Annotated in this window: 18 protein-coding genes and 1 other RNA gene; 3 read left to right on the top strand and 16 right to left on the bottom strand. The window is 66.8% G+C overall.

What is annotated here, in order from left to right; genetic code table 11:
* Positions 1 to 87: 87 nt before the first annotated feature.
* From SR870_RS22390 to ppdK, 5 genes are all read right to left on the bottom strand, one after another.
* On the bottom strand, positions 88 to 3,246 hold the full coding sequence (locus SR870_RS22390) for a CusA/CzcA family heavy metal efflux RND transporter (RefSeq protein WP_322515691.1): 3,159 nt from the start codon (positions 3,244 to 3,246) through the stop codon (positions 88 to 90).
* A complete protein-coding gene (locus SR870_RS22385) occupies positions 3,243 to 4,643 on the bottom strand; it encodes an efflux RND transporter periplasmic adaptor subunit (protein WP_322515690.1) in 1,401 nt (466 codons plus the stop codon). The genes SR870_RS22390 and SR870_RS22385 overlap by 4 nt, the downstream gene beginning before the upstream one ends.
* Complete coding sequence (locus SR870_RS22380; protein WP_322515689.1) at positions 4,640 to 5,044, bottom strand: FixH family protein; 405 nt, start codon at positions 5,042 to 5,044, stop codon at positions 4,640 to 4,642. Before SR870_RS22380 ends, SR870_RS22385 begins: the two co-directional genes overlap by 4 nt.
* A gap of 95 nt (positions 5,045 to 5,139) precedes the next feature.
* On the bottom strand, positions 5,140 to 5,577 hold the full coding sequence (locus SR870_RS22375; RefSeq protein ID WP_322515688.1) for a hypothetical protein: 438 nt from the start codon (positions 5,575 to 5,577) through the stop codon (positions 5,140 to 5,142).
* A 381-nt stretch (positions 5,578 to 5,958) separates the two neighbouring features.
* Positions 5,959 to 8,697, bottom strand: coding sequence for a pyruvate, phosphate dikinase (ppdK, locus tag SR870_RS22370; RefSeq protein ID WP_322518349.1), 2,739 nt, complete (start codon positions 8,695 to 8,697; stop codon positions 5,959 to 5,961).
* Between the two features lie 94 nt (positions 8,698 to 8,791).
* Here ppdK and SR870_RS22365 point away from each other — a divergent pair, with 94 nt between their 5' ends.
* On the top strand, positions 8,792 to 9,115 hold the full coding sequence (locus tag SR870_RS22365) for a hypothetical protein (protein WP_322515687.1): 324 nt from the start codon (positions 8,792 to 8,794) through the stop codon (positions 9,113 to 9,115).
* Here the strand turns inward: SR870_RS22365 and SR870_RS22360 are convergent.
* Positions 9,112 to 9,267 carry a DUF3096 domain-containing protein gene (locus SR870_RS22360; RefSeq protein ID WP_011439997.1) on the bottom strand — a complete coding sequence of 52 codons (156 nt, stop codon included), beginning with the start codon at positions 9,265 to 9,267 and terminating at the stop codon, positions 9,112 to 9,114. The two genes, SR870_RS22365 and SR870_RS22360, sit on opposite strands and share 4 nt — an antisense overlap.
* Before the next feature lie 484 nt (positions 9,268 to 9,751).
* Between SR870_RS22360 and SR870_RS22355 the strand changes: the two genes are divergently transcribed.
* Positions 9,752 to 11,032 carry a DUF4010 domain-containing protein gene (locus tag SR870_RS22355; protein ID WP_322515686.1) on the top strand — a complete coding sequence of 427 codons (1,281 nt, stop codon included), beginning with the start codon at positions 9,752 to 9,754 and terminating at the stop codon, positions 11,030 to 11,032.
* Positions 11,033 to 11,039: 7 nt separating this feature from the next.
* Here the strand turns inward: SR870_RS22355 and SR870_RS22350 are convergent, their stop codons facing one another.
* The 4 genes from SR870_RS22350 to ssrS all read right to left on the bottom strand — a co-directional run bounded on the left by SR870_RS22350 (position 11,040) and on the right by ssrS (position 13,944).
* The gene (locus SR870_RS22350; protein WP_322515685.1) at positions 11,040 to 12,140 is read right to left on the bottom strand and encodes a hypothetical protein; all 1,101 of its coding nucleotides are present in this window, start codon (positions 12,138 to 12,140) and stop codon (positions 11,040 to 11,042) included.
* 167 nt (positions 12,141 to 12,307) lie between these two features.
* Complete coding sequence (locus SR870_RS22345) at positions 12,308 to 13,132, bottom strand: TIGR00282 family metallophosphoesterase (protein WP_322515684.1); 825 nt, start codon at positions 13,130 to 13,132, stop codon at positions 12,308 to 12,310.
* Positions 13,133 to 13,134: 2 nt separating this feature from the next.
* Entirely contained in the window at positions 13,135 to 13,722 is a 588-nt protein-coding gene (locus tag SR870_RS22340) for a 5-formyltetrahydrofolate cyclo-ligase (protein ID WP_322515683.1), read from the bottom strand.
* A 62-nt stretch (positions 13,723 to 13,784) separates the two neighbouring features.
* Positions 13,785 to 13,944: non-coding RNA, 6S RNA (gene ssrS, locus SR870_RS22335), on the bottom strand.
* A 166-nt stretch (positions 13,945 to 14,110) separates the two neighbouring features.
* Here ssrS and SR870_RS22330 point away from each other — a divergent pair.
* Positions 14,111 to 14,569, top strand: a complete 459-nt coding sequence (locus SR870_RS22330) for a hypothetical protein (protein ID WP_416221178.1) — start codon at positions 14,111 to 14,113, stop codon at positions 14,567 to 14,569.
* Between the two features lie 223 nt (positions 14,570 to 14,792).
* Here SR870_RS22330 and SR870_RS22325 read toward each other — a convergent pair whose 3' ends face one another.
* The 6 genes from SR870_RS22325 to SR870_RS22300 form a co-directional block, all read right to left on the bottom strand.
* Positions 14,793 to 14,981: a hypothetical protein gene (locus tag SR870_RS22325; protein ID WP_322515681.1), complete on the bottom strand. Its 189-nt coding sequence runs from the start codon at positions 14,979 to 14,981 to the stop codon at positions 14,793 to 14,795.
* A 225-nt stretch (positions 14,982 to 15,206) separates the two neighbouring features.
* Positions 15,207 to 15,599: a rhodanese-like domain-containing protein gene (locus SR870_RS22320; protein ID WP_322515680.1), complete on the bottom strand. Its 393-nt coding sequence runs from the start codon at positions 15,597 to 15,599 to the stop codon at positions 15,207 to 15,209.
* A 26-nt stretch (positions 15,600 to 15,625) separates the two neighbouring features.
* On the bottom strand, positions 15,626 to 16,102 hold the full coding sequence (locus SR870_RS22315; protein WP_322515679.1) for an isoprenylcysteine carboxylmethyltransferase family protein: 477 nt from the start codon (positions 16,100 to 16,102) through the stop codon (positions 15,626 to 15,628).
* 199 nt (positions 16,103 to 16,301) lie between these two features.
* Complete coding sequence (locus SR870_RS22310) at positions 16,302 to 16,607, bottom strand: DUF3240 family protein (protein ID WP_322515678.1); 306 nt, start codon at positions 16,605 to 16,607, stop codon at positions 16,302 to 16,304.
* Positions 16,604 to 19,684 carry a CusA/CzcA family heavy metal efflux RND transporter gene (locus SR870_RS22305; RefSeq protein WP_322515677.1) on the bottom strand — a complete coding sequence of 1,027 codons (3,081 nt, stop codon included), beginning with the start codon at positions 19,682 to 19,684 and terminating at the stop codon, positions 16,604 to 16,606. Before SR870_RS22305 ends, SR870_RS22310 begins: the two co-directional genes overlap by 4 nt.
* Positions 19,685 to 20,791 carry an efflux RND transporter periplasmic adaptor subunit gene (locus SR870_RS22300; protein WP_322515676.1) on the bottom strand — a complete coding sequence of 369 codons (1,107 nt, stop codon included), beginning with the start codon at positions 20,789 to 20,791 and terminating at the stop codon, positions 19,685 to 19,687. It abuts the gene before it with no gap.
* Between the last annotated feature and the right edge of the window lie 91 nt (positions 20,792 to 20,882).

Genomic DNA, 20,882 nt, shown 5'->3' with positions numbered 1-20,882 from the left:
GTCGTAAACAGCACGTCAACAGACGTGCTGAACGTTCCGTTGCGAGGCGCAGATGCCCCCCCGGATTCGAGCCGGGGGACGAGCGCATCACCCCACCGCATCACGCGTCGGTAGTGGAGCCGCGATCGCGCTCGATCCGCGCAGGGCGAAACCCTTGACCAGCGCGTAGATCGCGGGGATCACGATCAGCGTGAGCAGCGTGGACGAGATCATGCCGCCGATCATCGGCAACGCGATCCGCTGCATGATCTCCGAGCCGGCTCCCGTGCTCCACATGATCGGCAGCAGCCCCGCCATGATCGCCACCACCGTCATCATCTTCGGCCGCACCCGCTCCACCGCGCCGCGCATGATCGCTTCGGCGATATCGCGACGGGTGAGCGCCACGCCCTCTGCGGCGCGGTTCGCTGCGATCTCGGCCAGCGCGTGATTGAGATAGATCAGCATCACCACCCCGGTCTCGGCGGCGACGCCGGCCAGTGCGATGAAGCCGACCACCACGGCGACCGACAGGTTGAAGCCGAGCGCCCACATCAGCCAGACGCCGCCGACCAGCGCGAACGGCAGCGACAGCATCACGATCAAGGTATCGGCCACCGAGCGGAAATTCAGATAGAGCAGCAGGAAGATGATCGCCAGCGTCGCCGGCACGACGATCTTCAGCCGCGCCGCGGCGCGCTCGAGATATTCGTACTGACCGCTCCAGACCACGTAGGAGCCGGCCGGAAACGCGATGCTCGCCTTCACCGCGTTCTGCGCGTCCGCAACGTAGCTGCCGAGGTCGCGATCCCGGATATCGACATAGACGTAGACCGCGAGCTGGCCGTTCTCGGTGCGGATCGAGGTCGGGCCGCGCGTCGGCGCGACGGTCGCGATCTCGCCGAGCGGCACCGCGCCGCCGTTCGGCATCGACACCAGCACCTCGCTGGCGATCGCCCGGGCCGAGCCGCGCAGATCGCGCGGATAGCGCATGTTGACGCCGAAGCGCTGCCGGCCCTCGACCGTGGTCGTCACGGTCTGGCCGCCGAGCGCGGTCGCGATCACGTCGTGGACGTCCTGGATGCTGATGCCGTAGCGCGCCAGGGCGGCGCGGTCCGGCGTGATATCGAGGTAGTAACCGCCGAGCGCGCGTTCGGCATAGGCCGACGACGTCCCGGGCACGGCCTTCAGCACCTGCTCGATCTGTTTCGCCAGCCCTTCGAGCGCTTCGAGATCGTTACCGATCACCTTGACGCCGACCGGGGTGCGGATGCCGGTGGACAGCATGTCGATCCGCGATTTGATCGGCATCGTCCAGGCGTTGGAGACGCCGGGGAACTGCAGCGCGCGATCCATCTCGGCAGTGAGGCTGTCGATCGTCACGCCCGCGCGCCACTGCTGCTTCGGCTTCAGGTTGATGATGGTTTCGAACATCTCCGACGGCGCCGGATCGGTCGCGGTCGCGGCGCGGCCGGCCTTGCCATACACCGAGGCGACCTCCGGGAACGAACGGATGATGCGGTCCTGAGTCTGCAGCAGTTCGGCCGCCTTGGTCACCGAAATGCCGGGCAGCGTCGTCGGCATATACAGCAGCGTGCCTTCGTCGAGGGTCGGCATGAACTCGGTGCCGAGTTGGCGCGCCGGCCAGACCGTGACGGCGAGGATCGCCACCGCGGCGAGGATCACGATCAGCTTGGCGTTCATCACCGCCTTGATCACCGGACGATAGATCCAGATCAGCGCCCGATTGATCGGGTTTCTGTGCTCCGGAACGATCCGGCCGCGGACGCAGATCACCATCAGCGCCGGCACCAGCGTCACCGACAACAGGGCGGCCGCCGCCATCGCGAAGGTCTTGGTGAACGCCAGCGGACTGAACAGCCGCCCCTCCTGCGATTCCAGCGTGAGGATCGGCAGGAACGACACGGTGATGATCAGCAGGCTGAAGAACAGCGCCGGGCCGACCTCGGCGGCGGCCTCGATCAGGACTTCGACACGGGGCCTCTCCGGCGGCGCCCGCTCCAGATGCTTGTGGGCGTTCTCGATCATCACGATCGCCGCGTCGATCATCGCGCCGATCGCGATCGCGATGCCGCCGAGACTCATGATGTTGGCGCCGATGCCCAGCAGCTTCATGACGCCGAATGCCATCAGGATGCCGACCGGCAGCATGATGATCGCCACCAGCGCGCTGCGGACATGCAGCAGGAACACGATGCAGACCAGCGCCACCACGATGCACTCCTCGATCAGAGTGCTCTTGAGCGTGGCGATCGCGGCGTCGATCAGATTGGAGCGGTCATAGACCGGAACGATTTCGACGGAGCTCGGCAGGCTCGAGGCGATCTCCTCGAAGCGCTTCTTGACGTTGTCGATCACGCTCAGCGCGTTGACCCCGAACCGCTGCAGCACGATGCCGCTGGCTACCTCGCCCTCGCCGTTCAGTTCGGCGATGCCGCGCCGCTCGTCGGGGCCGAGTTCGACGCGGGCGACGTCGCGCAGCAGAACCGGCGTGCCGCCCGCGCTCTTCAGCACGATATCGCCGAGGTCGTTGATGCCTTTCAGATAGCCCTTGCCGCGAATGATGTATTCGAATTCCGACAGTTCGACGGTCCGCCCGCCGACGTCGGCGTTGCTGGCGCGGATCGCGTCGCGTATCTTCGACATGGTGATGCCGAGATCGCGCATCCGTTGCGGATCAAGGACGACGTTGTACTGCCGGACGAAGCCGCCGACGCTGGCGACCTCGGCGACGCCTTCGGCCTTGGCCAGCGCGAATTTCAGGTTCCAGTCCTGGATCGCGCGCGTATCGGCGAGGTTCAGCTCTTTCGAGATCACCGCGTATTGATAGACCCAGCCGACCCCGGTGGCGTCGGGGCCGATGGTGGGCGTCACGCCGGCGGGCAGCCGGGACGACGCGCCGTTGAGGAATTCGAGCACGCGCGAGCGCGCCCAGTAGATGTCGGTGCCGTCCTCGAAGATGACGTAGACGAACGACGCGCCGAAGAACGAAAAACCGCGCACCACTTTCGAGCGCGGCACGGTGAGCATCGCGGTGGTCAGCGGATAGGTGACCTGATCCTCGATCACTTGCGGCGCCTGACCGGGATATTCGGTGTAGACGATCACTTGCGTGTCGGACAGATCGGGGATCGCGTCGAGCGGCAGATGGGTCACGGCGTAGAGGCCGGCGGCCGCGGCGAAACCGGCGCCGAACAGCACCAGCAGCAGATTGCGCGCGGACCACGCGATCAGGCGGGCGATCATGGCTTGGCTCCCGCGTCCGAGAAGCTCTTCAGCGCGGCGTTCAGATTACTCTCCGCGTCGATCAGGAAATTGGCCGAGACGACGACGCGATCGCCCTCGGCGAGACCTTCGCGGATCTCGACATATTCCCTTCCGCGACGGCCGGGCTTGATGCTGCGCGGCTCGTAACGCCCTTCGCCCTTGTCGATGAACACCACCTGCTTGCTGCCGGAATCCAGGATGGCGCTGTCCGGCACCGCCAGAACGGGTTGCGCGCCGCCGGTATCGATCTCGGCGTCGACATACATGTCGGGCAGCAGCGCGAGATCCGGATTGGCCAGTTCGATTCTGATCCGTGCGGTTCGGGTCTCCTTGCTGATCTGCGGATAGACCAGCTTCACCTCGCCCGTGAATTCGCGACCCGGATAGCTGCGGGCACGGACGATGACGGGTTGGCCGAGCGCCACGGCGCCGAGATCCCGCTCGGCGACATCGATGGTGGCCCACAGCCGCGAAATATCGGCAATACGGAACAGCACGTCGCCGGGCTGCGCCCGCATGCCCTCGGTGGCGTTTCGCTCCAGAACGACGCCGTCGCGCGGGGCAGACCATTCGATCTTGACCGGCGCGGTGCGGCTGGTCTCCATCGCGGCGATCGCCGCCTCGGGAACGTCGAGATTGACCAGCCGCTGCCGCGAACCACGCCCGAAGGCCGCAACGCCGCCGACGGTTTTCGAGTTGACCGTGGCCATGTATTCGGCCGCCGCGGCCGAAATCGCCGCACTGTAGACCTCCATCAGCGGCTGGCCCCTGGCGACGCGGCTGCCGGTGGTGACGTCGGCGATCTTCTGAATGAAGCTCTCGGACCTCATCGCAATCACCGAGACCCGGCGTTCGTCGAGCTGGATCACGCCGGGCGCGCGGATCGTGGTGCGGATGACGCGCTGGGCGGCGGCTTCGGATTTGACGCCGGTACGCTGGATTTTCCCCGGCGACAGTTTCACCGACCCGTCGTCGGTGTCGTCGCCCTCGTAGACCGGGATGTAGTCCATCCCCATCGAGTCCTTCTTCGGCACCGGCGAGATATCGGCCAGCCCCATCGGATTGCGATAGAATTTGATCTTGCGATCCGTCGCGACCACCTGCGGCGGCGCGACGGGGACGTCATCGTCGAAGTTCAGATCGGCGCTGGCCGGCACGGCGCGGTAGTCGCGCCCGTCGGACGTCTTGCGCGGCGCCAGCGAATAGGACGGCTTGCCGTCCGGGTCCTGATAGTAAGCCGGTTCGTCGCTGCTCTGCGCGGACGCGGGCGCGATCATCGCAGCGGTGAAGGTCAGGTGCTCGCGGACACCCGGCATGCTGCCGGCCGCCACCGCGATGATCGCGGTGGCGCCGGCCGCGAGGGCGATGCGCGTCACTTGTTCGCCGTGATGACGAGCTTGCCTTCAACCGTGCCGGTCTCGCCCTGCACCTTGGCGCCGAGCGACAGCAGCCAGCGGCCTTCCATGCCGAAGGCGGCCTTGAAGCGATAGGTTCCGGGATCGCCGCCGGGTTCGCGCACGATCTTGGTCGCCATTTCGGCCATCCCGTCCGGCGCCATATCGAGGCGCATCGCGAAGATCACCGCGTCGGGCACCGGCTTGCCGGTAGCCTTGTTGATCAGTTGCACGGAAACGAGCTTGTCGCGGCCGACACCGACGGTCGGCTCGATGAGACGGAACTCGTAGTCCTTGATGTCGGCATGGGAGACGGTGGTCGCGCCGAACACGGCCACGGCGACGAGCGCGGCCCGAAGGGGGCGCGAAAGCAGAGTCTTCATTTTTCAATACCTCGAAAGCGTTGGTCAGACCGCAAGGCGGCATGAATCGCGTCGCGCGAAACGTCACGCGACGGCAGACGGCGCGTCAGCGCCGCTCAGACCAGCGATCGAGGCGGATATTCGGGTGGCGGGTGGCCGAGGCCGTCGGGCCGGAAATCGTTCGTCGGCATTTGCGCGCCGATCGTGGCGACCCTCAACGGCAATGCGACCGTGCCCGGCATCCCGGTCAGGAAACTGGAGGAACAGCCCGCCATCGACAGGCACTTACCGCAATCGACAGGAGTCGACGGCGCCTCGGATGGACAGCACGGCATCTCGGCCATCTCGTCGACGACCGCAGCGGACATCGCGCCCACCGACGGCACGGCCGCCAAATGGCCTGCCATCACGTGATCCGTCATCCCATGCATGGCCGTCGCCGGCGGCGCGGCCGAAGGCGCGTCGGCCATCGCAGGCCGGGCCAGCGGCGCCAGCACGAGGCCCGCGACCATCACGGCCGCCAGCAGCCGGCGTATGGTGAGAAGCAGGTTCACGACCAGAGGATCGCATATTTCGCGGCGGTGCGGAAGATCCGGGGCGGACCGGAGGAATACGCCTCGCCAGACACTGCGACCGGGCAGGACCTCTCCCCGTCATCGCAATGACGGGAACTTTGGCGACGCGTCTCGCAATGAAGGATGATCTGCGCGTCGGGCGAAACGACAACGCGGGGGCGAGATCCCGGCCGTGATGTCGACAACCACCCACTTCATCGCCCGACTTGACCGGGCGACCCAGTATTCCAGGGCGCGAGCGACTTACAAAGAACGCTCTGCGATACAGGATCACCCGCTTTCGCGGGTGATGACGGCTGAGTGTGTGTGACTGCCGAGCGTTACGGCTCGAGCACTCCGCCTGAATGTTACCCCAGCCTGTTACGCCTGGCTGCTGATCGCCTTGCCGAGCGCGGCCTGGGCCGCCGCGAGGCGCGCGATCGGCACGCGATAGGGCGAGCACGACACGTAATTGAGGCCGATCTCGTGGCAGAACGCGACCGAGGCGGGATCGCCGCCGTGCTCGCCGCAGATCCCGACCTTGAGATCCGGGCGGGTCTTGCGGCCGCGTTCGACGCCGATCTTCACCAATTCGCCGACGCCGTCGCGGTCCACCGAGACGAACGGGTCGACCGCGAAGATGCCCTTCTCGATATAGGTGCCGAGGAAGCTCGCGGCGTCGTCGCGGCTGATGCCGTAAGTGGTCTGCGTCAGATCGTTGGTGCCGAACGAGAAGAACTCGGCGGTCTCGGCGACGTCGCCGGCCATCAGGCAGGCGCGCGGCAGCTCGATCATGGTGCCGACCTGATAGGTCAGCTTGGCGCCGGTCTCGCGCGACACCGCATGCGCGGTGGCGTCGATCCGGGCCTTGACCATGTCGAATTCGGCACGGGTCGCGATCAGCGGCACCATCACTTCGAGCCCGACGGCGTCGCCGGTGCGCTTCTCGGCTTCGACCGCGGCCTCGAAGATGGCGCGGGCCTGCATCTCGGCGATCTCCGGATAGGCGATCGCCAGACGGCAGCCGCGGAAGCCGAGCATCGGGTTGAACTCGGACAGGTCGCGGGCGCGATCGGCGAGCCGGCGCGGATCGGCATTCATCGCGCGGGCGACTTCCTCGATCTCGGCGTGGCTGTGCGGCAGGAATTCGTGCAGCGGCGGATCGAGCAGCCGGATCGTGACCGGCAGGCCCTTCATGATCTCGAACAGTTCGACGAAGTCGGCGCGCTGCATCGGCAGCAGCTTGGCCAGCGCGGCGCGGCGGGACTGCTCGTCCTCGGCGAGAATCATCTCGCGCACCGTGCGGATGCGGGTCTCTTCGAAGAACATGTGCTCGGTGCGGCACAGGCCGATGCCTTCGGCGCCGAACTTGATCGCGGTGCGCGCATCGACCGGGGTGTCGGCGTTGACGCGGACCTTGAGCTTGCGGACTTGATCGGCCCAGCCCATCAGGGTGGTGAAGTCGCCCGACAATTCGGGCTCGATCATCGGCATCCGCCCGGCCAGCACCTGGCCGACCGAACCGTCGATGGTGATGATGTCGCCGGTCTTGAAGGTGCGCGCGCCGATCGTCATCGTGCCGCGGCCGTAATCGACGCGGATCGAACCGCATCCCGACACGCAGGGCTTGCCCATGCCGCGCGCCACCACGGCGGCGTGCGAGGTCATGCCGCCGCGGGTGGTGAGAATGCCTTCCGAGGCGTGCATGCCGTGAATGTCTTCGGGGCTGGTCTCGATCCGGACCAGGATAACCTTGCGGCCGTCGGCCTGCAGCTTGGCGGCCTCGTCCGACGAGAACACGATCTCGCCCGAGGCGGCGCCCGGCGACGCCGGCAGGCCGGTGGCGATGACGTCGCGCTTGGCGTTCGGATCAATCGTCGGGTGCAGCAACTGGTCGAGCGAGCCGGGCTCGATCCGGCTGATCGCGTCCTTCCTGTTGATCAGGCCTTCGCTCGCGAGTTCGACCGCGATCCGCAGCGCCGCCTTGGCGGTGCGCTTGCCGCCGCGGGTCTGCAGCATCCACAGCTTGCCCTGCTCGACGGTGAATTCCATGTCCTGCATGTCGCGGTAGTGCTTTTCCAGCAGGGTGTAGATCCGCGTCAGTTCCTGGAAGGCGTCGGGCATCGCGACTTCCATCGACGGCTTGTCGGAGCCGGATTCGAGTCGCGCGTGTTCGGTGATGTCCTGCGGCGTGCGGATGCCGGCGACGACGTCCTCGCCCTGGGCGTTGATCAGGAATTCGCCGTACAGCCGGCTCTCGCCGGTCGAGGGATTGCGGGTGAAGGCGACGCCGGTGGCCGAGGTCTCGCCCATATTGCCGAACACCATCGCCTGCACGTTGACGGCGGTGCCCCAGGACTCCGGAATGTCGTGCAGGCGGCGATAGGTCACCGCGCGCGCGTTCATCCACGACGAGAACACCGCGCCGATCGCGCCCCACAGCTGGGCATGCGGATCCTGCGGGAAGTCCTGACCGATTTCGCGGGCGACCGCTTCCTTGTACTGGCCGACCAGCGCAACCCAGTCGTCGGCGTCGAGGTCGGTGTCGAGCGTGTAGCCCTTGCTGTCCTTGTAGCTGTCGAGGATTTCCTCGAAATGATGATGCTCGAGGCCGAGCACCACGTCGGAATACATCGTGATGAAGCGGCGATAGCTGTCATAGGCGAAGCGACGGTCGCCAGACTTCAGCGCCAGCGCTTCGACGGTCTGGTCGTTCAGGCCGAGATTGAGCACGGTGTCCATCATGCCCGGCATCGAGGCGCGAGCGCCGGAGCGCACCGATACCAGCAGCGGATTCTCGCCGTCGCCGAAGCTCTTGCCGGTCAGCTTGCCGACATGGTCGAGCGCGCGCTCGACCTGGGTCTTCAGCTCCTTCGGATAGGTTTTGCCGTTGGCGTAGAAATAGGTGCAGACCGAGGTCGGAATCGTGAAACCGGGCGGCACCGGCAGACCGAGATTGGCCATCTCGGCGAGGTTGGCGCCCTTGCCGCCGAGCAGGTCGCGCATGCTCGACTTGCCGTCGGCCTTGCCGTCGCCGAAGGTGTAGACCCACTTGCCGGCCTTCGGCGCATTGACCGGTTTCGCAGCGGCCTTGGCCGGCTTCGCAGCCGGCTTGACCACCGCATTCACGACCGCCTTTGCGACGGCCCGGGCGACCGCCGTCGCCTTGGAAACGGGCTTGGTCTTGGAAACGGGCTTGGTCTCGGAAGCGGGCTTGGCCTTGGAAACCGGCTTCGCCACTGGCTTGCTAACCGCCTTGGCGGCGGCTTTCGGCGCCGGCTTCGGCGAAGCCTTGGCCGATGCCTTCCGGGCCGGCGCGACTGCAGGCTTGCTGCGCGACTTGCCTGAAGACTTGGCTGAGGAAGACTTCGCTGCGGAAGACTTCGCTGCGGAAGGCTTCGATTTCGAAGCGGTCTTCTTGGTCTTGGAAGCGGCTTTGGCCATGGCTTTCAACGGTCCGCAAGAGAGAAATAGATTGGGCCGCTATACACCACGTTTTGGCGGATGCAAGCAAGCTGGGCGCCCTCCTGCCGACTAAAGGTGCAAGAAGCGAAGCGCCCCCAGGCCGATCAGTCCGACGCAGATCAGATAGATCGCCACCACGATGTTGAGCAGCCGCGGCATCACCAGAATCAGGATACCGGCGATCAGCGCAACAATGGCGGGAATGTGGGCAGCGGTGATTGTCATGGCAGTTGTCTCCGGATGGGGGATATCGAGATCGATTCGCAGGCGGATTTGTAGCGGGCGGGGGCCGTGAGCGATACAGGCGCCGACTGGTGACGCCGCGGCCGCGCCAAGGTTCCCATCGCGCAAAAAACCCATCTCGGCCGAGTTTCTCAGGAACACCGCGCCGCGGCGGGCATTGCTTCAATGACGACGGACATCTCCGGATGTCTGATCGCATCTCCGGATTTCGGTTCGTTCAGGTGGACGACACTTGAACGATATCCGGCGCATATCATGCGACCGGATCAGAGAGCCCCGCCCCGTCCCCCGCCCGGGCGGGGTTCTTCTGTTTTGGTCAGACGTCGAACGACAGGCCGACGCGAACAGTCCGGCACACCTTCTCCCACCTCACCGGCCCTGCTACAGTGTTTGATCGCCGAGCCGATCCCTGGTTCGGCAGCCGTTGAGCGCGCTGGCTTCGCCACCGCATCGGCCGGGCACCCCCATGATTGCGACGCCGTCTTTCCATAGCCTCGGCCTGCTGCTGCTGTTGAGCTTCTTTCTCGGCTTCGCGTTCGAGGATTTCTTCGCGAAGACGAGCTCCGCGCGCCCCGGTGGCATCCGCACCTTTCCGCTGCTCTCGCTCGGCGGCGGAATGCTGTATTTGTTCGATCCGACACACCTGATCCCGTTCACCGGCGGACTCCTCGTGCTCGGCGTCTGGCTCGCGATGTTCTACGGCGTGCATCTGCGCGAGCGCGACGAGAAAGGCGAGCGCAATGCCGGGCTGGTGGTGCTGCTGCTCAACGTGCACGCCTATCTGCTCGGCGCGGTGGCGCTGGCGCTGCCGCATTGGGTCGCGGTCGGCGTCACCGTGGTCGCGGTGCTGCTGCTGACCGGGCGCGACCGGCTGCACACGCTGGCGCGCCGCATCGACATGAAGGAAATCACCACGGCGGGTCAGTTCCTGATTCTGACCGGCGTGGTGCTGCCGCTGCTGCCGGCCGAGCCGGTAACGACGCTCACCAGCATCACGCCGCGGCAGGCCTGGCTGGCGCTGACGCTGGTCTGCACCCTGTCCTATGCGAGCTATCTGGCGCAGCGCTACTGGCCGAGGGCGGCGCGCGGCCTGTGGATGCCGGCGCTGGGCGGGCTGTATTCGTCGACCGCCACCACGGTGGTGCTGGCGCGGCAGGCGAATGCCGACCCGGCCTCGCGCCGGCAGGCGCTCGCTGGAATCACGCTCGCCACCGGCATCATGTATCTGCGCATTCTGGCGATCATCGCGGTGTTCAATCTGGCACTGGCGCGCCAGCTCGTGGTGCCGATGGCCGGCCTCGCCGCATTGGCGCTGTCGACCGCCGCGCTGCAATACTGGCTGATCAAGGCGCCGGCCGCCGAATCGCGCGGGGCGGCGGGGCGCGGCAATCCGCTCGAACTCGGCACCGCCGCGGCGTTCGCGGCGATGTTCGTGCTGATCTCGCTCGCCTCGACCTGGGTGAAGACGGAATTCGGCACCGAGGGCATCTATTGGCTGGCGGCGATCGTCGGCTTCGCCGACATCGATCCGTTCGTCCTCAACCTCGCCCAGGGCGGCACCGCCGGGATCGGCGACCACGCGGTGGCGATCGCGGTGCTGATCGCGGCCTCGTCCAACAACATCCTGAAAGCGAGCTACGCGCTGTCGTTCGGCGGCCGCCAGACGCTGCAGAGCGCGCTGCTGCTGGTGATGCTGGCCGGGATTGGCGTCGTACTCGCTTGGCTGCTCGCGCGTGGGACGCTGTGAGCGCCGCTCAGCCGCCCTTCAGCAGCGACAGCAGCGACGTCGTCGCCTTGTAGCTCTGCACCGCATTGTCGCGGAACGCCGGCGTCCAGTTCGTCGCGGTGCGTTCTTCGGCGCTCATCGCCGAATAGGCATTGAGCAGGCCGAGGCTGAAATCGGCGGGATTGCCCGAGGTCTGGCTCTGCTTCAGCGCCGTCAGAATGCTCGCCCGGTTGCGGCCATCGAGTTCACGCTTGGCGGCGAAGCTCTCTTCCTTGGAAAACAGTTGATCCTGATTGAGCGAAATCGCCGACAGCGCGCGATTGTCGAGCCCCGACAGATCCGCCATCTGGCCGACCTTGCGGCCAGGATCGTAGACCAGTTCCTTGCCGGCGGCGGCGGCCGACTTGGCCTGATCGTCGAGCGCGGCGCGCGTCGATTTGGCGACGCTGGAGAAGCTCTGGGTGGTGGTCGTGCTGCCCGACGGATATTGCGCCAGATAGGCCGCGACCGGGTCGCCGGAAATCCCCGAGGGCACCTTGGTCGGATCGCTCTGCGTCGCAGTGAGGCCCTTGGCGACGGCGGCGCGCTCGGCCGTCCAGGTCGCCGTCGCCTTCTCTTCGTTGCTGGCGCCGTCGAGATAATCCGCGGCGGCCTTGTAGACAACGGAGTAATCGCCGGTGAGTTTCGCGGTCTGCGTCGCGGGCGACAGTGCGGCGTTGAAGCCGGCAATCCGCGTCACCGCGGCGAGCGTCTGCTCGGCCTCGGTGAATTTGCCGCCGCTGTTGGCGGCGATCGCGTACACCGCGCGGCGATCCAGCGACGACAGATCGATCGTCGGCTTGCCGCTGGCGTCATAAGGACCGGACACGCCGGCCGCGGTGTAGAGCTTGTCGAGCGCGGCACGGCTGTCGCTGATGACGGCGGTGAAATCCTTCGAGGCCGCGGCGTTGGCGAGTTGCGCCCGCGCAGCCGCCGACAGCGTGAGGTTGGTCGCGGAGCTGTTCGACGAGATCACATCGTCGCTGGTCGAAGCCAGCACACCCGCCAACGAGTTCTGCGCCACCGCATTGCGGGCATAGGCCGCGCCATATTGCGCGTAGGAATTGAGGCCGGTGTTGACCGTGGTCATAGGGCGATGTCCCGCTGCGCGGAGAGGCGGTTAAGAAACCGTTAGCGCTCGCCAACTTTTCAGGACATGGTTAACGCGACGTTAAGATCTGCCGTGTGTTGCGGGATATTTCCGCAGCGCCCCCTTCCTGATCGTCGCCGGCCATGCGCGACCCAGTCCCCAGCCGGTTAACCCAGCCAGAACGCCGGCACCGCCGGCTCCAACCGTCCGCCGATCCGGACCGGCGCGATCCTGGTCGCGAGGCCGGTCGTATCGTCGGTCTCCACCGCCACGCCGCTCATCGTCGCGACGCCGTTCGCCGGCTCGAACCGGCCCTGGGGAATTCCGGTGGTGAAGCGCTGCAGCGGCTCGTCCTTGTGCATGCCGATCACCGAATCATAATCGCCGGTCATGCCGGCGTCGGTCATGTAGGCGGTGCCGCCGGGCAGGATCTGGTGATCGGCGGTCGGCACATGGGTGTGGGTGCCGACGACCAGGCTGGCGCGGCCGTCGCAGAAGTAACCCATGCCCTGCTTTTCGCTCGACGCCTCGCCGTGGAAATCCAGCACCACGGCGTCGGCGGCCTCGCGCAGCGGACAGGCGTCGAGTTCGCGCGCCACCGCGGCGAACGGATCGTTCAGCGGCTCCATGAAGACGCGGCCCATCGCGTTGATCACCAGCACGCGGGCGCCGTTGCGGGTCTCGACCAATGCGGCGCCGCGGCCGGGCGTGTGGCGCGGGAAGTTCGCGGGCCGGATCAGCCGCGGCGCGCGCTCGATGAACACCAGCGCCTCCTTCTGATTCCAGGCGTGGTTGCCGAGCGTCACCGCATCGGCGCCGGCGTCGATGAAATCATTGTAGATCGCCTCGGTGATGCCGAAGCCGCCGGCGGCGTTCTCGCCATTGATGATCGTGCAATCGAGCTGCCAGTCGCGGATCGCTCGGGGCAGATGTTCGGCGATTGCGGTCCGGCCGGATTTGCCGACGACGTCGCCGATGAACAGAATGCGCAAACCTATCGACTCCGGAAAATGAGCGTGCCCTGCTCCGTTATCACATAATCAAGCGCGACGTCGTGGGCGGCGGCGGGCACCGCCTCGATTTGCTGCACGGCAAAAGCGAGCCCCGCGGCGACAACGGGCTTTGCGCGGCGCAGCGCAGCGAGCGTGCGGTCGTAATGGCCGGCGCCGTAGCCGATGCGGTGTCCGAGCGCATCGAACGCGGCAAGCGGCGCCAGCACGATGTCAGGGGCCACCTCCGGCGCGCCGGGCGGCGGCTCCAGAATGCCGAGCTCGCTGCGCTGCAGCACGTCGCCTTCGGACCAGGCGCAGAATGTGAGCGGCCGGCCCTGCCCGGTCACCACCGGCAGCGCCAGCTTCGCGCCACGTCGCAGCAGCGCCCGCATCAGCGGGAATGGATCGATTTCCCCGCGAATCGGGACGTAACCGGCGACGATTGCGCCCGTCGGCACCGCAAACGGCAACTCCCGGGCGGCGATCGCCGCGGCGGCCGCGGTGCGCGCCTCGTTCGACAACGCCAGACGCCGGGCCAGCGCCGCGACGCGCAGTTCATCCTTGGACGGGCTGTCGGAGAGATCGGTCATCCCCGCTTATAGGCAGGGGCCACCGGCCGGAAAAGCCGGGAGAACGGAAGGGAGGAACAAAGTGCGAAGCCACATAACCGTTGAAGCGCTCGATCCCGGAGTTCCCTACGAAAGTAGGTGGGCACCATGTGACCGGATCCACGGACCCGGCCAGGGACAGTTCCCGGAAGGATCGATAAGGCCCCGGGGATATATGGCTCCTGACGCGAAACGCAGCCTCGCCGTCCCAATGTAGCGATCATACCGCCGCTTCGCCAGCCTCGCCTGCGCGTTTTGGTTGCGACGGCACGAACCCCTGACGCGCGCCGGCGTTTTCAGCTATTGAGGAATGCGTCCCACCCTCGTCATCAAGTCGCACGATTTCGGAGAGCGGCTCAACCGGATCACCATGGCCTCCAAGTCCAGCACCACGATTGCCCGCAAAGCCCGGACCCGGGCCGAAGCCGATTTCGCCACCTGGTTGATGATGGCGAAGCTCGGCAGCTTCGACACGCTGCCCCCGAATGCGCAGACGGTGCTGAACGGCTATCGCGAACGGCTCGATCGGATGAGCGAGATCGAATCCAAGGCGATCGCGGTGCGCGAGACCTACCAGGCCTATTACAGCGACATGGGCGGGACCGGCGACGCACCGGAGCCCGAGCCGCGCACCCCGCCGGCAGAGCCCGGTGTTGCCCCGGTCGACAATGTCGTGCGCTTCAAGAAGCCGCCGAAGCCGCAGGTCACCCGCGCCGCCGATCGCGGCGCCCGCCCGGCCCCGCAGACCGGCCGCAGGCCGGTCCCCGCGCTGCTGATCTTCGCCGCTTTGGTCGCGGTGGTAGTGGCGTGGAAGTTTCTGACGAAGTGAGCTAGAGCACTTCATCGATTGATTGAAGCGATATGGCCGTTGCCAGATGCACGGACTCCTCATCCTGAGGAGCCCGGCGAAGCCGGGCGTCTCGAAGGATGCGGCGACGCAGGACCCGTGGCGCATGGTTCGAGACGGCGCTTCGCGCCTCCTCACCATGAGGTTGTGCCTGTGGTGAGTGCCCCGGAACGCCAGTGCTGATTCCACCAGGGACAGAACGGCTCTAACGACTCGGCTCACGCCGTCGTGTCAGGTCGCGATGACGTTGCGTCGCGACGACACGTGGACGGCGGGGAATCATCCCGCCGATTCCGTAAATCAGCAGGACCAACCCTGTTACCAGGCCGATCGTCAGCGCCAAAAGGGACAGCACGGGCAGAGCCATCCAGAACAAAATGATGATGTCCGACATTTGCTGGTACCTCGTTTGTCGAGGTCAAAGGCCGGCTAATCATTTGGTTCCTTGTACACGTCGCATCAACGCCGGAACGGCAATTCGTCAATGCCGGCAATTCGCCAGCCTCGCGTCGCCCGCCCCGTCGTTCGTCATTCCGGGATGCGCCCCTCGGGGCGCAGACCCGGAATCCGGACGTTCGGGGTACCTCGAACGTCGCGCCCACCAACTAACCGCCAGTGCTCACATGCCGCGGTCGATCGGCTTTTCGATCGCGCCGCCGGCGTCGGTCCAGTCCTTGAACGCGCCGAGATTGTAGACTTCGGCGTAGCCCATGTCCTTCAGCACCTTGCCGGCCAGCGCCGAGCGGCCGCCGGAGGCGCAGTACACGATCACCGGTCTGTCCTTGGCGAGCCGCTTGTCGTGAAACGCGGTGTCCGGATCGGCGCGGAATTCGAGCATGCCGCGCGAGATGTGCAACGAGCCCTCGACCTTGCCGCTGTTCTCGACCTCGGGCGCGTCGCGCACGTCGATCACCACGGCGCCCTTGCCCATCATCTCGCGCGCCTGGTCCGCGGTGACCCGCGGCACCGCCGCATTGGCGGCTTCCATCATCTGCTTCACATTGGTGGTCATTCAAATCTCCCTTTGACGGCTTTCGATCATCGGATCAGCCAGCGCGGCGTCTTCGACGAATAGTCCATCCACTCGTCGCCGAATTTGACCGCCAGATGGCGTTCCTCGCGCCGGATCGCAAGGCGATCGACGGCCGCCGCCGACAGCAGCGCGAACAGGATGAACCAGGCATTGCCGAACGCCAACCCGATGCCGATCAGCAGCCAGGTGTTGGCGAGATAGATCGGATTGCGGCTGAAGCGGAACGGTCCCCAGGTGACCAGCCGACCGGCAGCGCGATGCGGCAGAATGTTGGTGCGGGCGCTGCGCATGGTCAGGATCGCCCATAGATCGAGGCCCATGCCGAGGCCCGCGACCGCATAGCCGATCAGCACCACCGATTGCGCGCGCGGCAAGGTCAGCGGCGCCACCATGCCGAGCCCGATGGACGCCAGCGCCGCCAGCGTCAGCAGCATCGGCGGCCACGGCAGCCGGTTGGGACGGGTGGTCTCGGAAACGGTCATCGTGACTTCCGTCCTCGATCCTCGACGCAGGGCAGACAGCTACGCGGCGAACGCATCGTCTGAAAGACAAGCGCGATCGCCGGCAACCGCAACACGTCTTCCTTCGCGCGCTCTAATCGAGAAATACGAATTCGTCTATATGTTATTGTGAAGCATGCCGGCGGCCGCCGCCGTCGGATCGCACGATGTCGCGGCTGAACTAAAGCGTCCCGGCCGCCGTCGCGGCAGAGAGTCGCCATGTCACGCCGCGCCCGGCCATCTCGGTGCGAAGCACATCGAGCAGGCCGCGGATGTCCGCGTCCGGCGCGGTCACCACGATCTCGACGGCCAGCGCATGGCCACGGACCCGCTCGATCGTGCTGTCATAGGTGACGCCGTCGCCATAACCCTCGATCTCGCGCGCGACGAACCCGGCTTGCGCGGTGGGCCCGTGCGCCAGCAGGGCCGCGACCAGATGCTCCTTCAGCGCCGCCGGCGCGATCAGCGTCAGCACCTGCGGGCTCATGCCGTCTTCTCCGAAACGATGCCGAAGCGGCGATACAGCACCGGCAGGATCACCAGCGTCAACAGCGTCGACGATACCAGCCCGCCGATCACCACGATCGCCAATGGCCGCTGCACGTCGGCGCCGGGGCCGGTGGCGTAGAGCAGCGGCACCAGGCCGAACGCGGTGATGCTGGCGGTGAGCAGGATCGGCCGCAGCCGCCGCTGCGCGCCGATCTCCACGATCTGATCCGGCGGCAGGCCCTGGCTGCGCAGCGTGTTGAAATACGTCACCAGCACCAGCCCGTTCAGCACCGCGATGCCGAGCAGCGCGATGAAGCCGACCGAGGCCGGCACCGAGAGATACTCGCCGGACATCAGCAGGCTGAACACTCCGCCGACCAGCGCGAACGGAATGTTGACGAACACCAGCAGCGCCTGCCGCAACGACATGAAGGTGACGAACAGCAGCAGGAACACCAGCGCCAGCGCGATCGGCACCACGATCGCGAGTCGCGCCGCGGCGCGCTGCTGATTTTCGAACTGCCCGCCCCAGACGATGCCGTACCCCTCCGGCAGTTCGACGCGCTCGGCGACCGCCCGCTTGGCCTCGTCGACGAAGCCGACCAGATCGCGGCCGGTGACGTTGCTCATCACCAGCGCGAGCCGGCGGCCGTTCTCGCGGTCGATCTTGACCGGGCCGTCGATCCGCTCCAGCCGCGCGACATTGGTGAGCGGCACCGACTTGCCGTCTGCGAGCACCAGGCTGAGGCCGGCGAGCCGCGCCGGCGATTCGCGCAAAGCGTCCGCGCCGCGGATCGACACCGGGGTGCGGCGGCCCTGCTCGACCACGATGCCGACGGGTTCGCCGTCGATCTGTGTGCGCAGCGCGGCGGTGAGCTGATCGACGTCGAGCCCGAGCCGGCCCGCCTGCAGCCGGTCGATCTTGACGCTGTAATATTCGAAGCCGGTGTTCAGCGTGGTGCGGACGTCTTCGGCGCCCTTCATCGCCTTCATCGTCGTGGTGATCTGTTCGGCGAGCCTGTTCAGCGTGGCGATGTCGGGGCCGAAGATCTTCGCCACCACGTCGCCGCGGGCGCCGATGATCATCTCCTGCACGCGCATCTCGATCGGCTGGGTGAAGCTGAAGCCGATGCCGGGAAATTCGGCGAGCGCCTTGCGGATCTCGCCCAACAGCCATTCCTTGTCGTCCGGCCGGCGCCACTCCGCCGGCGGCTTCAGGATCACATAGGTATCGGTCTGATTGAGCCCCATCGGGTCGAGGCCGATTTCGTCGGAGCCGACCCGCGCGACGATGCTCTGTACTTCGGGGACGGCCGCCATCACCGCCCTCTGGATCTTCAGATCGAGATCGACGCTCGCCTCCAGGCTGATCGAGGGCAGCTTCTCGACGCTGATGATCGGCGTGCCTTCCTCCATCGTCGGCATGAAGATCTTGCCGAGCTGGACATAGGCGAAGCCGGTCGCGACCAGCGCCAGCACCGCGACTGCCAGCACCGCCTTTTCGCGGCGCAGCGCGAACCGCAGCACCGGCGCATAGGCCGCGCCGATCTTGCGCACCAGCCAGGTGTCGTGATGGCCGGAGGTGCGCAGCAGCAGCGAGGCCAGCACCGGGACCACCGTCAGCGCCAGCAGCAGCGACGAGGCGAGCGCGAACACGATCGTCAGCGCCACCGGGATGAACAGCTTGCCTTCGAGCCCCTGCAGCGTCAGCAGCGGCAGGAACACGATGACGATGATGGCGATGCCCGACGTCACCGGCACCATGACCTCGCGCAGCGCCTGATTGATCCGGTGCAGCAGCGGCACCCGCGCGCCGTGGCGATCATGCGCCAGATGCGAGACGATGTTTTCGACCACCACCACCGCGGCGTCGATCAGCATCCCGATCGCGACCGCGAGACCGCCGAGACTCATCAGATTGGCGGACATCCCGGCCCAGCGCATCAGCACGAAGGTCGCGAGCGCCGACAATGGCAGCGTCAGCGCCACCACCAAAGCGGCGCGCCAGTCGCCGAGGAACAGGATCAGCAGCAGGATCACCAGCACGGTGGCTTCGAGCAGCGATTTCGACACCGTGCCGATGGCGCGGCCGACCAGATCGCCGCGATCGTAGAACACGTCGAGCGTCACGCCCTTCGGCAGCGTCGGCGCGAGCTCCTTGAATTTGGCGCGAACGCCTTCGACCACGTCGCGGGCATTGGCGCCGCGCAGGCCGAGCACCAGGCCCTGCACCGCCTCGCTCTCGCCGTCGCGCGTCACGGCGCCGGAGCGGGTGATGCTGCCGATCCGCACCTCGGCGACGTCGCGCACCCGCACCATGCCGCCGTCGCGCGAGGCGAGCACGATGTCGCGCAGATCATCGAGGGTGCGGATCTGGCCGTCGACGCGCACCAGCAGCACCTCTTCGCCGGCGGACAGCCGGCCGGCGCCGCCGTTGCGGTTGTTGGCTTTGATCGCCTTCTCCAGCACGTCGATCGAAATCCCGTGCGACGCCATCGCCAGATTGTCGGGGACGATCTCGAAGGAGCGGACATAGCCGCCGAGCGAATTGACGTCGGCGACGCCCGGCAGCGTGCGCAGCGCCGGGCGGATCGTCCAGTCGAGCAGCGTGCGGCGCTCGGCCAGAGTGAGGTCGCCGCCCGCGATGGTGAACATGAACATCTCGCCGAGCGGCGTGGTGATCGGCGCCATCCCGCCGGTCAGGCCGTCCGGCATGTCCTTCATCGCCGAGGCGAGCCGTTCGGCGACCTGGTTGCGCGCCCAGTAGATATCGACGCCGTCGGCGAAATCGATGGTGACGTCGGCGAGGCCGTATTTGGTGGTCGAGCGCAGGATGGTCTTGTTCGGGATGCCGAGCATGTCGAGTTCGAGCGGCATCGTCACCCGCGTCTCGACCTCCTCGGGCGTCATACCCGGCGCCTTCATGATGATCTTGACCTGCACCGGCGAGACGTCCGGGAAAGCGTCGATCGGCAGGCCGCGCACCGCGTAGATACCGGCGCCGATCAGCAGCAGGGTGGCCAGCACCACCAGCAGGCGATGCGCGAGCGAAAATTCGACCAGACGCGCGAGCATCTACTCGACCCCGCCGAGTCCCTGCCACGCGCCCTTGAGCGCTGCGACGCCGCGGACCGCGATCCGCTCGTCGCCGCGGAAGCTGCCGCTGACCACGGCGAATTGCGGCAGCTCCTCGCGGATCTTTACCGGGGTGGCGACGAAGCCGCCCGAGGTCTGCACGAACACGAAGGCGTCGCTGCCCCGCCGCACCATCGCGCCGGTGCGCACCCGCCACTCGCTGTTGCCGCTGACCGACGACGCGATCTGCGCCTCGACCATCTGGCCCGGGCGCAGATCCGGATCGGGCTCGTCGAATTCGGCGCGGACGATCACGGTCTGCGAGGTCGGCTCGACGCTCGAGCCGATCGACACCACGCGGCCGATGCAGTCGTGGCCGCGCACGGTGACGCGGGCGCCGACGGCGAATTCCTCGACGCGCAGCGCCGGCACCTGAATCTCGACCCACAGCGGCGAGAGCTGCGCCAGCCTGAACACCGGCGCCAGCGCCTCGACGGTCTGGCCCGGCATCGTGGCGCTCTCCAGCACCACGCCGTCGATCGGCGAAATCAGCGTCAGCTTCGGATCGAGCTTCTGGCTCGACGTCAGCTTCTCGATCTGCGGTTCGGTCATGCCGACATGCGACAGCGCCTGGCGGCGCTCGGCGGCGGTCGCGCGGGCCTGATCGTATTCGTTCTGGGTGATGATGACCTGCTTCTTCGGCACCGCGCCGTAGGGCGCGAGCTGCTCCTCGCGGTCGAGCGTGGTCTTCAGCAGCCGCTCTTTGTTGTAGGCGACGAGGTATTCGGCCTGGGCATGCGCCAGCGCCGGGCTCTGCAGCTCGGCCAGCACGTCGCCGGCCTTGACCGCGCTGTCGGTGCGCACCAGCAGGCGCTCGATCCGGCCGCCGAACGGCGCGTTCATCAGCCGGGTGCGATCGGGCGGCACGGTGATCTTGCCGGGAAAGCTGAGGCCCACGGCGACCGGCTGCTGCTCCAGCGGCAGGGTCTCGATGCCGACGCGCTCGGCCTGCACCGCCGAGATCGGCAACTCATCGCTGGCGCGCGCGACGCCGCAGGCGAACAGCGCAGCGAGACAAACGATGGCGATGGGCGAATGACGGCGCATGGATTATCTTGGAATCTCGCTGGCTTGGCCGGCCTGACGGCCGACGGCGCGCAGGCTCCCGCAGCCCTTGCGACCAGCCCGGTTCTAGGCC

It is taken from the genome of Rhodopseudomonas palustris, from assembly GCF_034479375.1.
Classification (GTDB): Bacteria; Pseudomonadota; Alphaproteobacteria; order Rhizobiales; family Xanthobacteraceae; genus Rhodopseudomonas; species Rhodopseudomonas palustris_M.
The sequence above is the reverse complement of the archived record's forward strand: the minus strand, read 5'-3'. Positions and strand labels throughout refer to the sequence as shown.

Excerpts from the sequence above, each read along its gene's own strand:
- SR870_RS22390 (WP_322515691.1), bottom strand. The coding sequence starts at position 3,246 with ATGATCGCCCGCCTGATCGCGTGGTCCGCGCGCAATCTGCTGCTGGTG.
- SR870_RS22380 (WP_322515689.1), bottom strand. The coding sequence starts at position 5,044 with ATGAAGACTCTGCTTTCGCGCCCCCTTCGGGCCGCGCTCGTCGCCGTG.
- SR870_RS22360 (WP_011439997.1), bottom strand. The coding sequence starts at position 9,267 with ATGACAATCACCGCTGCCCACATTCCCGCCATTGTTGCGCTGATCGCC.
- SR870_RS22355 (WP_322515686.1), top strand. The coding sequence starts at position 9,752 with ATGATTGCGACGCCGTCTTTCCATAGCCTCGGCCTGCTGCTGCTGTTG.
- SR870_RS22350 (WP_322515685.1), bottom strand. The coding sequence starts at position 12,140 with ATGACCACGGTCAACACCGGCCTCAATTCCTACGCGCAATATGGCGCG.
- SR870_RS22340 (WP_322515683.1), bottom strand. The coding sequence starts at position 13,722 with ATGACCGATCTCTCCGACAGCCCGTCCAAGGATGAACTGCGCGTCGCG.
- SR870_RS22330 (WP_416221178.1), top strand. The coding sequence starts at position 14,111 with ATGGCCTCCAAGTCCAGCACCACGATTGCCCGCAAAGCCCGGACCCGG.
- SR870_RS22325 (WP_322515681.1), bottom strand. The coding sequence starts at position 14,981 with ATGTCGGACATCATCATTTTGTTCTGGATGGCTCTGCCCGTGCTGTCC.
- SR870_RS22320 (WP_322515680.1), bottom strand. The coding sequence starts at position 15,599 with ATGACCACCAATGTGAAGCAGATGATGGAAGCCGCCAATGCGGCGGTG.
- SR870_RS22315 (WP_322515679.1), bottom strand. The coding sequence starts at position 16,102 with ATGACCGTTTCCGAGACCACCCGTCCCAACCGGCTGCCGTGGCCGCCG.
- SR870_RS22310 (WP_322515678.1), bottom strand. The coding sequence starts at position 16,607 with ATGAGCCCGCAGGTGCTGACGCTGATCGCGCCGGCGGCGCTGAAGGAG.
- SR870_RS22305 (WP_322515677.1), bottom strand. The coding sequence starts at position 19,684 with ATGCTCGCGCGTCTGGTCGAATTTTCGCTCGCGCATCGCCTGCTGGTG.
- SR870_RS22300 (WP_322515676.1), bottom strand. The coding sequence starts at position 20,791 with ATGCGCCGTCATTCGCCCATCGCCATCGTTTGTCTCGCTGCGCTGTTC.